Genomic DNA, 14324 nt, shown 5'->3' on the forward strand with positions numbered 1-14324 from the left:
TCACGATGCTCCGATGGGTAATGTCGAATTCGAAGGAGCGGCGCGGTGCGCATCTTTTTCGGTAGTGGGGATGGGGCAGGGAACGCTGTCCTTCAGCAAAGAATACCCAGACCCGTTTTTTAACTTTTGACTGGAGGTCAGAAAATGAACATCAAGAGCCTTCTCCTCGGCTCCGCTGCGGCTCTGCTCGCAGTTTCCGGTGCGCGCGCCGCCGACGCCGTCGTCGTCGCCGAGCCGGAACCCGCTGAATACGTCAAGATCTGCGACGTCTACGGCGCTGGCTACTTCTACATCCCCGGCACCGAAACCTGCCTGCGCATCGGCGGCTATGTCCGTTACGACATCAGCGGCGGCGACATCGGTTCGTTCGATGGCGCGAAAAGCGCTGATCACCAGGACATCGGTGAGAGCAATGACACCTGGCGCAAGAAAGCCCGCTTCACGCTGAAGACCTGGACCGGCCAGGAAACCGAACTCGGCACCTTGAAGACCTACACCGAGACCCGCTTCAATTTCAGCAACCACAACGCCGATACGAGCCCTCTTATCAATGAAGCCGGCAACGACGAGACGACTTCGCTGAACTTCGCCTGGATCCAGCTCGGTGGTCTGCGCGTAGGTAAGGACGAATCGGCTTTCAATACGTTTATCGGCTACGCCGGCAACGTCATCCAGGATACGCTGGTTCCCTATGGTGATTTCGACACCAACGTCATCCAGTACTACTTCGACGCTGGCAACGGCTTCTCCGCCGTCCTCTCGCTCGAAGAAGGCGAGGGCGTGAATACGATCGACAGCTATGTTCCCAATGTTGTCGGCGGCGTGAAGTGGACGCAGGGCTGGGGCGCCATCACCGGTGTCGTGGCTTATGACAGCAACTACGAAGAAGTGGCTGGCAAGGTTCGCTTGGATGTCAACGTCTCTGACGCCATCCAGCTGTGGGTCATGGGCGGCTACGGCACCGATGACAACCTCTCCGACCCGACCTTGGCTTTCCCGGCCGGCGGCCGCGGCTACTTCAAGCAGTGGGGCGGCAACTGGGCAGTGTGGGGCGGTGGCACCTACAAGTTCAACGAGAAGACCTCGTTCAACGCTCAGATTTCGTATGACGATTGGAAGAATCTCGGCGTCGCCGCGAACATCGCCTACGACATCGTTCCCGGCATGACGATCACGGCCGAAGTCGACTACCTCAATGCAGGCAAGTTCGATGACGCCGACTTCTCTAACTGGACCGGCGCCGACAAGAAGAGCAGCGTCGGCGGTCTCCTCCGCTTCCAGCGCTCGTTCTAATAGATTTCGACAAGTCGAGATCGAAGACCCGGCGGGCAACCGCCGGGTTTTTTCTTTTCCGCTTTGCGGTCCTGCTATTTGCGCAGGGCTGGAGTTGGAAGCGTCATGGCTTCACCATCGTTGGGCGTAGCGACGCGAAGCGGAGTTCTGAACAGGCCGCAGCGCGTCAAGGTCACGGCATAGGTCTGGGGTTTTCCGACGAACAGATCATCGGCATTTTGAAGGAGCACCAGGCCGGGCTCTCGGCGAGGGAGCGTTGCCGCAAATACGGCGTGAGCGACGCGACCTTCTACAAGTGCCGCTCAAAGTATGGCGGCATGGATGTGTCGGAGTCGAAGCGGCTGAAAGCTCTTGAGGAGGAGAACGGCAAGCTGAAGCGTCTGCTGGTCGACGCCATGCTCGACGTCTCGACCTTGCGCGACATGCTCGGAAGAAACTTCTGACGCCTGGGTCGAGGAGGACCGCCGTGACCTGGGCGATCGAGAACAAGGGCTATTCGCTGCGCCGGGCTTGCGGGCTCATCGGCATGGATCCGCGGGTTTACCGCTACCGTTCGAGCCGGCCGGACGATGCAGGCCTGCGCAAGCGGCTGCGGGAATTGGCCGCTGAACGCCGGCGCTTTGGCTACCGTCGGCTGCACCTGCTCGTGAAGCGCGAAGGCGTGGCGGTGAACTGGAAGAAACTCTATCGCCTCTATCGCGAGGAGCGGCTGACGGTGCGCAAGCGAGGTGGCCGCAAGCGGGCATTCGGGACCAGGGCGCCGATGGCAATCCCGCAGGGCGCCAACAGCGCTGGAGCCTTGACTTCGTCTCCGACACGCTGACCGATGGCTGCCGCTTCCGGATCCTGTGCGTCATCGACGAACTCAGCCGGGAGTATCTGGCCACGGTCGTCGACAAACTCGATCTCGGGTGAGCGTGTCGCCCGGGAACTAGACATCATCGCCGAGCATCGCGGCTACCCCTGCATGATAGTGTCGGACAATGGCACCGAGCTGACCTCGAATGCCATCCTGGCGTGGCAGGAGGACCGGCAGGTCGAATGGCACTACATCGCGCCGGGCAAGCCCACCGACAACGCCTTCATCGAGTCCTTCAACGGCAAGTTCCGCAGCGAATGCCTCAACGCCCACTGGTTCCTGACGCTTGACGACGCCCGCTTGAAAATGGAGCAATGGCGTAAGGACTACAATACCGTCCGACCCCACAGCGCGATCGGCAACAAGCCGCCGATTTCGCTCATGAAAGGCTCATCGGCGGCTTCCGCCACCTGAGCCAGACCCCCCGGAAGTTCCGGCCCGGGGCGATCCAAAGAAGGGGAGCACCTCAAAACGTGAACAGGGCTAGCTCATAGACGCGGACGAAACGGGGAGCACGTCACCCCCCTTCAACGGGATATCGCCGTGCCCCTAAAGCCCCTGGCCGACACCCTGGCCGCTCGACAGACCTCGGCATCGGTGCATTGATAGATGGGCTGAGCCTTGATCACGGCTCGAAGCACCAGGCTCTCATCGGGCCGTTTGGCTGCTCAAATTGCGAGGCAGCCGGCCGCGACCGCTGGCCTGTGTTCTTTACCTTCATCCCCGGTTACGAAGGCCAGTAGCGGGCTGGAACCGCAACGGGGCGCTTCCTGGCCGTCGGGGGGTGGCCTCGATATGCGCGCAAAAAGCCGGACATATGAGTGCAAGCGATCCGATCAAACTATCTCAGCCAATACTTGCACGCAGGGGGCCGTCCACATATGAGATCCAGCGGCACAGCGAGGAGCAAGGATCATGCGGAAGACAGCCTGCGGCTCATGGAACTGGCCCGAGATGCCAGCCGTCTGTTTGCTCAACAGGCTCCAAACGAGAAGAAAGGACTCTTGAATCTGGTGCTGTCGAACTGCGAATGGAATCGCGGCGAAGTCGCGCGAACTCCAGGCAACCTTTTGACTTACTTATAGATTCAGCGGCGGCTGCGGCACCAAACGAGCCCTCCGGGGCGAAATTGTCCGCAAGGCAGCCAGTTTGGCTGAGCAATCTGCGGTTTTTTGGTAATACAAATTGAAAATTGCGCCCTCATGTTTCACAACAGGTCGGTAGAGCCAGGACGGTTCCGAAGCCTGCGGGTTTGTCACAGTCCTCAAGGCGAGAATTCGAAAAGACGTTCAACTATGACCCAGCACACAGAAAATGCCCGAATTCTCATGTACAGCCACGACACGTTCGGGCTCGGCCACTTGCAGCGCTGCCGGACGATCGCGCATTCGCTGGTCGAGGATTTTCGCGGACTTCAGGTGCTTATCATTTCTGGTGCGCCTATCGCTGGCGCCTTCGACTACCGCGCCCGTGTCGACTTCGTGAAGATCCCCAGCGTCATCAAGCTGCGCAACGGCGAATACACCTCGCTGGAGAAGGATATCGATCTGCATGAGACGCTAAGGATGCGCCAGTCGATCATCCGCCACACAGCCGAGACCTTCCGGCCGGATATCCTCATCGTTGACAAGGAACCGCTCGGCCTGCGCGGTGAGATTGAGGACACGCTGTCCTACCTCAAGACGCGGGGCACCACGCTCGTGCTGGGCCTGCGCGAGGTGATGGACGCGCCGCATCTGCTCGAAGCAGAGTGGGCACGCAGGGATGTGATGCGCAAGATAGGGCTATTCTACGACAAGGTCTGGGTCTACGGTCCGCCGGATTTCTACGATCCGTTGACCGGCCTGTCTGTGCCGCCGGCTGTCAGAGCAAAGATGAAGTTCGTGGGTTTCCTGCAACGGAGCCTGCAGAAGAACGAGCTGCCGGGCCACCGGCCCGAGGGCGAATATATCCTCGTTACCACCGGTGGCGGCGGTGACGGCGGTGAGTTGATTCATGACGTCATCGATGCCTATCAGCAGGATCCGCAATTGCAGCATAGGGCGCTAATCGTGCTTGGGCCTTACATGCCAGCGCGCAAGCGCAACAAGCTGCTCAAAAAGGGGTCCAAGATCCCCTATATCAACATCATCGAGTTCGACAACCGCATGGAAGAGCTGATTGCCGGCGCCAAGGCGGTGGTGGCGATGGGCGGTTACAACACCTATTGCGAGATACTGTCTTTCGACAAGCCGGCGCTGATCGTGCCGCGCGTCAAACCTCGCGAGGAACAACTGATTCGTGCACGGCGCGCCGCCGAACTCGGCCTCATCGAGATGCTTTTGCCGGAAGAAGCGGAGGATTCTCAGCGGTTTGCCAAGGCACTGGAAGGGCTGCCAAACCGGCCCCGCCCATCGCAGAGCAATCCGCATCTGACGTTGGAAGGGCTGCCTCATATTTCGGAAATCGTCGCGGAACTGCTCGACCGGCGGGCCGGCCATCACCTTTCGGTCGTTGAAGGCATGAGCTGAATTGCAACATCGCAAGATCGTCGTGGTTCTGAAGGGCTATCCGCGGCTGTCGGAAACCTTCATCGCGCAGGAACTGCTCGGTCTGGAGCGTTCGGGGTTCGACCTGATACTCGTCGCGCTCAGGCGGCCGACCGACGCGGGACGCCACCCCGTGCATGACGAGATCAAAGCGCCCGTCCATTATCTGCCGGAATATCTGCATGAAGAGCCGCTGCGCGTGGTTCGCTCGCTGTTTGCTTATCTGCTGCGGCCGGGCTTCTGGCGCGCGCTCGGATCGTTAGCTGCCGATATCCCCCGCGACTTTTCGCGCAGTCGCGTCCGCCGCTTCGGACAAGCGCTCGTGCTGGCGGCGGAATGGCCGGAAGACGCGGGGTGGTTGCATGCACATTTCGCGCACACGCCGGCATCGGTGACGCGCTATGCCAGCCAGCTTCGTGGCCTGCCCTGGAGCTGCTCGGCCCATGCCAAGGACATCTGGACTTCGGCTGACTGGGATCTGGCTGGCAAGCTTTCCTCGGCGCGCTGGACGGTCACTTGCACGAAAACCGGGTTCGACCGTCTGAAAGAACTCGCTAGCGGCAACGCGCGTGTGCATCTTAGTTATCATGGGCTCGACCTTGATCGCTTCGGCAGTTTCGGCGAGGCTCGGAACCAAAATGACGGCTCGACGCCGGACGAACCGGTTATCGTTCTGAGTGTCGGGCGCGCCGTTGAAAAGAAAGGTTACGATACCTTGCTGGAGGCCCTTGCCCTCTTGCCTGATAATTTGGCGTGGCGTTTTGAGCATATCGGCGGCGGCGAGGAACTGGAACGGCTCAAGGCGCTGGCACAAAAACTTGGACTGGATGGTCGCGTCTCTTGGAGGGGCGCGCTTGCGCAGCAGGAGGTGCTTGAGCACTACCGTTGCGCCGACCTCTTCGCCCTGGCCTGCAGGATCACTGCAAATGGTGACCGGGACGGTCTGCCGAATGTACTGGTGGAGGCAGCTAGCCAGCGGCTTGCCTGCGTGTCGACCGATATTTCCGGCGTGCCGGAGCTTTTGTCGCCGGATGAAACCGGGCTGCTGGTTCCGACGGAGAACCCAATTGCCCTGGCACAGGCGCTGGAGCGCCTGATCCGTGATCCCGTGCTGCGTACCCGCCTCGGCGAAGCCGCAGAGCGGCGCGTGCGCGACAATTTCGATCATTTGGCAAGCATTGGACAGCTCAAGGAACTATTCGAGCGGGAGTGGGCCTCCGAATGAAGCGGCTGCGGGCTTTCTTCTATGTCCAGCACCTGCTCGGTATCGGCCATCTCGCGCGCGCCAGCCGCATTGCGGCCGCTCTGGTCGATGATGGGTTCGACGTAACCGTCGTGACCGGCGGAGCGCCGATCGCGGGGTTTCCCGGACGGGGGGTAAAATCTGTAACGCTTCCACCTGTCACCTCCGGTGATGAAGGATTTTCCGGACTTGTCGACCTGCAGGGCAAACCCATCGACGATGATTTCAAGAAACGGCGTTCGGAGATGCTGCTGCAGGCATTCCGGGATTGCAGGCCTGATATCGTCATTGTCGAGGCGTTTCCATTTGGACGCCGGCAGATGCGTTTCGAACTCTTGCCGCTGATCGAGGCCATCGACGCCACGTCGCCCAGACCGCTGCTGGCGACGTCCGTCCGTGATATCCTTCAGGAGCGCGTCAAGCTGGGCCGAAACGAGGAAACGGTCTGTCTCATCAACAGGCATTTCGACCTTGTCATGATCCACGGCGATCCGGCTTTCGCAACCATCGGCAAGACATTTCCACTGGCTGGGGCGATCAGGGCCGAGGTCACCTACACGGGGCTCGTTGCCGCGCCGCCATCGCCCGCGGCCTCCGAGCGCTACGATGTTGTGGTGTCGGTTGGGGGTGGGGCTGCCGGAAAGAGCGTTGTCAGGTCCACCGTCGCGGCAGCCCGGAATGCCAACAACGGTTGGAGATGGTGTTTGCTCACCGGCCCCAACCTCCCGAAAGACGAGTTCGACGCGATTGCACGCGATGCCTCACCTGTCCTGTCCATCTTCCGGTTCCGCGAGGATTTCGCCAGCCTGTTGACCGGCGCCCGCCTGTCAGTCTCGCAGGCGGGTTACAACACGGTCTGCGATGTCCTGCGCGCGGGTTGTCGCTCGCTGCTCGTTCCATTTGCAGCCGGCGGAGAAACCGAACAGACGGTTCGCGCCCTGATGCTCGAAGAGCTCGGTCTCGCAACGGTGCTGACGGAAAACGACCTGACGCCTGAGGGCTTGGTGCTCGCGATCGAACAGACACTTGCCGGACCGACGCCATCCGCGCATCGTCTCGACCTGGAAGGTGCCCGTCACTCCGCGCAAATCCTGCGCGAACGGTATCGAACATGGTCCCTAAGAATGGGGTCCGGTTTCGGAAAGGAACATAATCAAACGGACGATGGGTCCTAGACTATTCATCGGCTTTATCGCGCATCTTGTCTGGCCAGTACGGCGCACCTCAAGTCCTTGTTTTATGTAGATGTCCCAAAAAACGCTGCGCTTTTGGGCGAAATGCATCAAACGGTCCCGATCAGCATGAAGCGCGTATAGTTTCTTGTCGGCAATTCGCCGGAGAACCGCACCTCGCTTAGCGCCGCCATCGCTTCGAATGCTGCAAGTGAAGCCACGCAGTTGATGTGCGTTGGCTCGCTGAAATAATCGTTCGATTGCAGCAGTACATTCGTGCCCTGCGGAAGCAGGGCAAGCCAGGCGCGCAGATCGGCTATATGTTCGCAGCTGGTATTGACCGTCAAGTCGGGCCGCCCGGCCGCATAATCGAGCGCGTACATATCTGCCGTCAGCGCCCGGAACCGGTCGCATGCTTCCCGGTTGAGGGTCCGGGCGACCGCCGCGACTTCGGGATCGATGTCGATGCTATCGATCGCCGCGATGTCGAAGCGGGCGTCGTTGAAGAGCATTGCCGGCAATACGCCGTACCATCCACCCAGAACCCATATGCGCCCGAACCGGCCACCGCTGCTTTCGAATAGCCTGTCGAGCGCCCATGTCTTGCACGCAACCTGCTTGTGGTTGAAGGCGTTGGCGATATCGGCCTTCGGATGCTTGGCGACGACGCGTGCAAGCCCTGCCACGAGAGGGTTGTTGACATAAGCAGCAATTCCCCTCGTGAGGTCCAGGGTTTGCTCGTGCCCGTCCGTGCCGACATTGCGTGGTTGCGTGACATCCATCATATTCGCCTTGTATGTTGGGATTTCGGGCGACACAACGCAATCTTGCCAGCAAAGCCGCCCCGCAGGCTTCGAACGTGTCGCCGGCGATGATTGCCGATGCGCCGTTCACCAGCCAGCGCTTCTACTTTTGTTCTTTAAACTGAAGGTCCACAGTCGCATATGGAACCCAGCCTAGCCCGCTATATCTGGAGGCACACCAAGAAGCAGCAGCTCTGGATATTGATGATCGTCCTGCTTTCGATGATCCCGTATTTCATGTCCTTCGACCTGCCGAAGCTGATCGTCAACGGTCCGATCCAAGGTAGGGGCTTCGAGCAGCCGGGCGCGACCCAGGCATTCATGCGGCTGCACTACAACCTGCCGTTCATTGGCGATGTCCAATTCTTCTCCGGTTTTCAGCTCGACCGCAAGGCGACGCTGCTTGCCCTGAGCCTTGTGTTCCTCTTGCTGGTCGTGATCAACGGCCTGTTCAAACTCTATATCAACACCTACAAGGGGCGCCTCGGCGAACGCATGCTGCGGCGTATCCGCTTCGATCTGGTCGATCGTGTGCTGCGGTTTCCGCCGATTTACTTCAAGCGGGTGAAATCCGCCGAAGTGGCGACCATGGTGAAGGACGAAGTGGAGCCGCTCGGCGGCTTCATAGGCGATGCCTTCCTGCAGCCGGTACTGCTCGGCGGCCAGGCGCTGACCGCCATGCTGTTCATCATGGTCCAGAATGTCTGGCTCGGGATGATAGCGGTCGTGATCGTGGTGATCCAGATCGTGCTCATCCCTCGAATGCGGCGGCGGCTGATCGTGCTCGGGCGCCAACGGCAGCTGACGGCGCGCGCACTTTCAGGCCGGGTTGGCGAAATCGTCGAAGGCATTGGCGCGGTTCACGTCCACGATACCTCAAACTACGAGCGCGCCGACATAGCCGCGAGGCTCGGGCTCATCTTCAAGATCCGCTTCGATCTTTACCAATGGAAATTCATGGTAAAGTTCCTCAACAATTTTCTCGCGCAGATTACGCCCTTTCTGTTCTACATGATCGGCGGGTATCTGGTCATCCAGGGGCGGCTGGATGTCGGCCAGCTCGTGGCCGTGATCGGCGCCTACAAGGACCTGCCCGGCCCGATGAAGGAACTGATTGACTGGGATCAGGATCGGCAGGATGTCCAGGTCAAATATCAGCAGGTCGTCGAACAGTTCACCGTCGACGGTCTGATCGCGCCGAGAATCGGGGCGTTGACGATTGACGATCCAGATCCGATGACCAAGCCCCTGTCGGCGATCGGTCTGTCCATAGCGGACGATAGCGGTGCAATGCTCCTCAACCGCATCTCCCTGCAGGTCAAGCCGGGTGAGACGGTGGCGCTGGTCAGTACCGCAACAGGTGGAGGGGAGGCGCTTGCAGAAGCCTTCGCGCGGCTGAACTGGCCGGATAGTGGAAGAGTCGCGTCCGGCGCCGACGACCTGCTTGAACTCCCCGAAGCAGTGACCGGCCGGCGCATGTCCTATGCCTCGTCGGATGTTTTCCTGTTCCAGGCAAGCCTCCGCGATAACCTGCTCTACGGGTTGAAGCATGCGCCCCTGACATCGGTGCCTTATGACGGTGCCGCGGCAGTCCAGCACCGCTGGAACATCGACGAGGCACGCCGGTCGGGCAATCCGGATCTTGATATCCACAGCGACTGGATCAACTACGCTTCCGCCGGCGCTAGCGGCCCGCACGACCTCTTTGAAGCCGTGCGCCGGGTGCTCGACGCGGTTGTTCTGTCGCGCGACATTCTCGATCTTGGCTTGCGCTCTTCGGCCGATCTCACGCGTCACACCGAGCTTGCCAGGCGGATCGTCGAACTGCGCTCGGCGCTGCGAACCCGGCTGGAACACGAAGGGCTGAGCGGACTGGTGGTTCCCTTCGAACCGGGCGCCTACAACAAGGAAGCAACGATCGGCCAAAACCTGCTCTTCGGCGCTGCCGCCGGTCCCGAACTGGCCGACAGGGCCCTGGCGGCCAATCCCTATTTTGCTTCTGTGCTGAGGCAAGCCGGCCTCGACCGCACGCTCTACGAAATGGGCATGGAGATTGCCAAACAGGCGATCGAGCTGTTTGCCGACCTGCCGCCCGATCACCAGTTCTTCCAGCAGCTCGCCTTCATGAGCGCCGAGGAGATACCCGCGTACGAAACCTTGCTGCAACGGCTCAAGAACCGTCCTTACGAGACGGTTTCGGAGAACGATCGCGCCATGATCGTCACCTTGAGTTTTGCCTATATCGAGCCCCGGCACCGCTTCGGCCTGCTGAGCGACGAGTTGATGAGCAAGATCGTCGCCGCACGCAACCGGTTCTATGAAAACCTGCCGCACGAACTGCAAAATGCGGTCGAACGGTATGATCCTGCCAAATACATTGCCGCGGCCACCGTCATGGATAATGTCCTGTTCGGGCGTGTGGGCAACAACCATCCCGACGCGCCGGACCGTATACGATCCATCGTCTATGACATTCTTGACGAACTGGGGCTTTATGGCGAGCTTCTGGATGTCGGTCTGGACTTCAACGTCGGCGCCGGCGGCAGGCGGCTTACCAATGGGCAGCGACAGAAGCTCGATGTTGCCCGGGCCCTGCTCAAGCGTCCTGATTTTCTCATTCTCAACCGGCCGCTGTCGGCGCTCGACCAGCGCATGCAGGATAAGGTGCTGCGAAACGTGCTCGAGGAGGCCAGGCGCGACGGCCAATCGCCGGCAATTGTGTGGGTCGTGACGAATCCGGCAATGGCGACGATGTTCGATCGCGTTGTCGTCTTCGACTCGGGTCAAATGGTGGAAGACGGAACACACGAGACTCTTTTGGCAGGGAACGGTATTTTCAAGGAGCTGCTGTCATAGAGCAACGGACATTCAGATGGGATCATTCTGCCGGTGGAAATTTGGTGCAACATCAAGGATTCGGCGAAGGGTGAAGCGGGACGACATCCGCGCCCAAACCCGAAAGCCTTGCCGCGAATTCACCCGGCTCTACGGGTTTCCGGCTGGCGGACGCCCATTTTGTCAGGCGGCATCGCCTGATCGCACGACAGACATCGGGCTCACATCCCGGAAACAGAATTGATTCCATCTGGACGTTCGTTGCTCTAGTCTGGCAGGGCGAATTTGGGAAGGTTTGCGACAATGCTGCTCAAGGATGAAGTTGGAATGCTGCAACGCGTTCCCTTGTTCTCTGGCATCGAGCCGACAAAGCTCAAGCTGCTTGCGTTCACATCCGACCGCGTGAACTACAGCGCCGGCGAGATCCTTTTCCGGCAGGGCGACGAGGGAGATGCCGCCTATGTCATCCTTTCAGGCAGGGCGGATATTCTGGTCGATTCCGACAGCGGACCCATAAAAGTTGCTGAACTGGTGCCAAACTCCATCGTTGGCGAGATTGCCATATTGTGCAACAGCTCCCGCACTGCCACCGTCAGAGCGGCAAGTCCGTTGGAAGCTTTGAGAATCCCCAAGGATCATTTCCTGAGGCTTATGAACGAGTTCCCGGAAATGACCATCGAGATACTGCGGGTTCTTGCCAATCGCCTAAGCCACACGACCGCAGATCTGATCGACGCACGAAGCACCAAATAACGTATGATGTGCGCTCGATCCTCGCCGCTGTGATGGCACTGGCCTCTGGCTGAGAAGATCACCGGGAGGAGACCTGTCTCGCCTGACAGCAGTTGTTTGGCTACGACGGGCGGCGGGGACTGCAAAGAGGTAAGCATGGACGACGACGCTTTCCTGGTCAGGTTTTGGGGTGTACGTGGCAGCATTCCGGTATCGGGGCCGGAATTCTCTCGCTATGGCGGCAACACAACCTGCATTGAGATGCGATGCGGCAAGCATACGCTTTTGTTCGACGCGGGCTCTGGCCTACAGCCTGCCGGCAGGGCGCTTCGGGCGTCGGGGGTGACCGATTTCGACCTGCTTTTCACCCATTGCCATTACGATCACATCATCGGGCTGCCGTTTTTTGCGCCGATCTATGATCGGAGCGTCAAGGTTGCCCTTTGGTCCGGGCATCTTGCAGGACGCATGACGACCCGGCAGATGGTCGACGAGTTCATGCGGCCGCCGTGGTTTCCGGTGAAACTGGATATCTGCAAGGCACGCCTCGACTGCCGCGATTTCGCATCCGGAGACGTGCTTCGTCCGCGCGAGGGGGTGGTGGTCCGGACCGGCAGTCTTATCCATCCGGGCGGCTGCATAGGCTACCGGGTCGAATGGGGCGGCCGCGTCGTGGCGGTAATCACAGACACTGAGCACGAACCGGACAAACTCGATCAGGCGGTGCTCGACCTGATCGAAGACGCCGACCTCGTCGTTTACGATTGCACCTACACCGAGGAGGAAATGGAACGCCGCCGCGGTAACGGGCACTCGACATGGCAACAGGGCGTCAAGCTGTGTGAGGCGGCCGGTGCGCACGGGCTTGCGTTGTTTCACCACGATCCGACACGCCTCGACGAGGAACTGGACGAGATCGAGAAACTGGCCAAAGACAGGTTTGCCGGCGCTTTTGCAGCACGGGATGGCCAGACGCTCAAATTTCCTGCCTCATTGCACAAAGAAGGCTGAGCTACGTTCCTTTGCCGGCGCTGCGCCCGATCAATGTCTTGATCGGAAGCCACACGCAGGACTCGGTCCGTGCGGTGACTGCGAACAGCCGTTCGAGGAAAAGCCAGGCCGATTCATCATGGACGAGATGGTGGGTGAGCAGGCCGACCGGTTCGCCGCCATCGAATGCATGCTGCAATTGCGCGATAATAGCCTGAACCAATAGACCATGATCGCGGCAACCGCGCGTGCCATGCCAATCCATGATGTCGACATTGCTGTTGATGACCGCCAGTGAAGCCGGCTTCGGCGGCCCATAGACCGACAATGCCGCAAATCCTGTCGATCCAAGGTCGGGTACAAAGCCGGCGTCGATCCGGTTCCAGGGCGGCACCAGCATCGGAACGGCGCGTGCGCCATGCAGGCCGGTCACGTGCGACAGCCCGCGAGCCAGATCATCGAGTACCGCCTCGCGTGGCCGATGCGCGCCGAGCTCCTGCTTTTTGTGGCCCTCGGGCGCATGATTTCGGTGCGCCCAGCCATGGATCGCGACCGTGGCATGCGGCGCCTCGTGAAGCCGGACGACAAGCTTCTCATCGGTCAGGGCCGGAATGACGGCCAGAGTGACCGGAACCGCGAATTCACCGGTCAGGTCGAGCAGCCGATTAAGCGCGGGGGTCGGATCCACGGCGTCATCGTCGCGCAGCCAGAACTCTGCCTTGCGGCCCGCCCGTTGCCGGCACGCCAGTTCGTCCACCAATGGCTGCCAGATCTGATCGGATGTCATGAAGCCGGGATCTTCTGAAGAAGTTCGACCAGACGCGCCGCCGCAGCTCCGAGGGAACGTTCCTCGAGGATGAAACGCCTGGCTTTCACGGACATGATGGTTCTTTCGTCGTTACGGGCCAGGAGCCTTTCAATGGCAGAAGCGAATGCCGCCACATCGCCCGGCGGGGTGAGAAACCCGGTCTGGCCTTCCCGTACGACCTCCGGTACGCCGGCAACGTCCTGAGCCACCACCGGAAGACCGGCGGCCTGTGCTTCGAGATAGGCAATGCCATAGGCCTCCCCGTAACCCGGCCAGACGTAGATTCCCCCACTGGAGAGGACATCCGGCACGGCGGCTGGCTCAATCGCGCCAAGCCATTCGATACGGTCGGCGGGCAACCCGGCGAATTGCGCTTTGACCTCGTCGCGGGCAGGCCCGTCGCCGACGACCGACATGGTCCAAGGCAGGTGGCCGATCGAACCGAGCGCTTGCGCCAGCATGCGATAGCTTTCGGCTTTGTCGCCCGGGCGCATCATGGCGATGGTAACGAGGCGCGTCGGGCAACCCCGTGCCGGCGTTTCCCGGAATACCGATGTGTCGATGAAGGGTGGAAGCATGCCAAGAGCGGCGTCGGGTATCGCATCTGTCAGCCCCCGACGGTCCCTTTGCGTGAAGCAGATATTCAGCGCTGCCTGTTCGACTGCTCGCGCCACCAAGGCTTGCGCATCGGCCCACACGCCGGCGTTGCGCCGCCTCGAATAGGAGGCTTCCGCTGTCACATAGGGGACACCAAAGGCCGACGCCAGCTCGGGTCCGATCAGGTCGGGCGCCTTGTAGTAGGGATGATAGGAGAACCAGAGATCGGGCTTGCCACGATCCCAAAGCTTTGCCAGCCGCGCGACTTCCTCTCGGGCCTCGATCTTGAGCGCATCGAAACCTTTCTGCTCCGGTTGGCGTATATAGAAGCGCAACTCGGATGCCAGTTCGACGCTATGCCCTCCATGCTCCAGCGCCTTGACCAGCATTCGCGCCATCTGGCGGTCGCCGGAGACAACGGGATGATTGGGTGACTTCAGCGGCGCGTAGAAGGCAATTCGCAT

General features: G+C 60.4%; 10 protein-coding genes and 1 pseudogene. 8 read left to right on the forward strand and 3 right to left on the reverse strand.

Annotated elements, in window-relative coordinates:
* The first annotated feature begins 144 nt into the window (after positions 1–144).
* The 5 genes and pseudogenes from FJV80_RS22230 to FJV80_RS22250 all read left to right on the forward strand — a co-directional run bounded on the left by FJV80_RS22230 (position 145) and on the right by FJV80_RS22250 (position 7098).
* Complete coding sequence (locus tag FJV80_RS22230; protein WP_095789784.1) at positions 145–1293, forward strand: porin; 1149 nt, start codon at positions 145–147, stop codon at positions 1291–1293.
* A 179-nt stretch (positions 1294–1472) separates the two neighbouring features.
* Positions 1473–2566: pseudogene (locus FJV80_RS22235) on the forward strand (IS3 family transposase).
* An 881-nt stretch (positions 2567–3447) separates the two neighbouring features.
* Positions 3448–4662 (forward strand): glycosyltransferase family protein, encoded by a 1215-nt coding sequence (locus tag FJV80_RS22240; protein WP_095789783.1) that lies wholly within the window; start codon positions 3448–3450, stop codon positions 4660–4662.
* A 1-nt stretch (position 4663) separates the two neighbouring features.
* Positions 4664–5905, forward strand: a complete 1242-nt coding sequence (locus FJV80_RS22245) for a glycosyltransferase (protein ID WP_095789782.1) — start codon at positions 4664–4666, stop codon at positions 5903–5905.
* The gene (locus FJV80_RS22250) at positions 5902–7098 is read left to right on the forward strand and encodes a glycosyltransferase family protein (protein ID WP_142877434.1); all 1197 of its coding nucleotides are present in this window, start codon (positions 5902–5904) and stop codon (positions 7096–7098) included. Before FJV80_RS22245 ends, FJV80_RS22250 begins: the two co-directional genes overlap by 4 nt.
* A 107-nt stretch (positions 7099–7205) precedes the next feature.
* On the opposite strand, the gene FJV80_RS22255 is transcribed toward FJV80_RS22250, so the two are convergent.
* On the reverse strand, positions 7206–7877 hold the full coding sequence (locus FJV80_RS22255; protein ID WP_095775315.1) for a class I SAM-dependent methyltransferase: 672 nt from the start codon (positions 7875–7877) through the stop codon (positions 7206–7208).
* 162 nt (positions 7878–8039) lie between these two features.
* Here FJV80_RS22255 and FJV80_RS22260 point away from each other — a divergent pair, with 162 nt between their 5' ends.
* The 3 genes from FJV80_RS22260 to FJV80_RS22270 all read left to right on the forward strand — a co-directional run bounded on the left by FJV80_RS22260 (position 8040) and on the right by FJV80_RS22270 (position 12476).
* Positions 8040–10754, forward strand: a complete 2715-nt coding sequence (locus FJV80_RS22260; RefSeq protein ID WP_142877435.1) for an ABC transporter ATP-binding protein — start codon at positions 8040–8042, stop codon at positions 10752–10754.
* A 282-nt stretch (positions 10755–11036) separates the two neighbouring features.
* Positions 11037–11486 (forward strand): cyclic nucleotide-binding domain-containing protein, encoded by a 450-nt coding sequence (locus FJV80_RS22265; protein ID WP_095775237.1) that lies wholly within the window; start codon positions 11037–11039, stop codon positions 11484–11486.
* Between the two features lie 135 nt (positions 11487–11621).
* Complete coding sequence (locus FJV80_RS22270; protein WP_095775238.1) at positions 11622–12476, forward strand: MBL fold metallo-hydrolase; 855 nt, start codon at positions 11622–11624, stop codon at positions 12474–12476.
* 1 nt (position 12477) lies between these two features.
* Here the strand turns inward: FJV80_RS22270 and FJV80_RS22275 are convergent, their stop codons facing one another.
* Together FJV80_RS22275 and FJV80_RS22280 are read right to left on the reverse strand one after the other, a co-directional pair.
* Complete coding sequence (locus FJV80_RS22275; protein WP_142877436.1) at positions 12478–13242, reverse strand: polysaccharide deacetylase family protein; 765 nt, start codon at positions 13240–13242, stop codon at positions 12478–12480.
* Positions 13239–14324, reverse strand: a complete 1086-nt coding sequence (locus tag FJV80_RS22280; protein ID WP_142877437.1) for a glycosyltransferase family 4 protein — start codon at positions 14322–14324, stop codon at positions 13239–13241. The genes FJV80_RS22275 and FJV80_RS22280 overlap by 4 nt, the downstream gene beginning before the upstream one ends.

It is taken from the genome of Mesorhizobium sp. WSM4310 (assembly GCF_007003935.1).
Classification (GTDB): domain Bacteria; phylum Pseudomonadota; class Alphaproteobacteria; order Rhizobiales; family Rhizobiaceae; genus Mesorhizobium.

Coding starts and splice junctions, on each gene's coding strand:
- FJV80_RS22255 (WP_095775315.1), bottom strand. CDS start 7,877: ATGGATGTCACGCAACCACGCAATGTCGGCACGGACGGGCACGAGCAA.
- FJV80_RS22240 (WP_095789783.1), top strand. CDS start 3,448: ATGACCCAGCACACAGAAAATGCCCGAATTCTCATGTACAGCCACGAC.
- FJV80_RS22250 (WP_142877434.1), top strand. CDS start 5,902: ATGAAGCGGCTGCGGGCTTTCTTCTATGTCCAGCACCTGCTCGGTATC.
- FJV80_RS22260 (WP_142877435.1), top strand. CDS start 8,040: ATGGAACCCAGCCTAGCCCGCTATATCTGGAGGCACACCAAGAAGCAG.
- FJV80_RS22280 (WP_142877437.1), bottom strand. CDS start 14,324: ATGCGAATTGCCTTCTACGCGCCGCTGAAGTCACCCAATCATCCCGTT.
- FJV80_RS22230 (WP_095789784.1), top strand. CDS start 145: ATGAACATCAAGAGCCTTCTCCTCGGCTCCGCTGCGGCTCTGCTCGCA.
- FJV80_RS22275 (WP_142877436.1), bottom strand. CDS start 13,242: ATGACATCCGATCAGATCTGGCAGCCATTGGTGGACGAACTGGCGTGC.
- FJV80_RS22270 (WP_095775238.1), top strand. CDS start 11,622: ATGGACGACGACGCTTTCCTGGTCAGGTTTTGGGGTGTACGTGGCAGC.
- FJV80_RS22265 (WP_095775237.1), top strand. CDS start 11,037: ATGCTGCTCAAGGATGAAGTTGGAATGCTGCAACGCGTTCCCTTGTTC.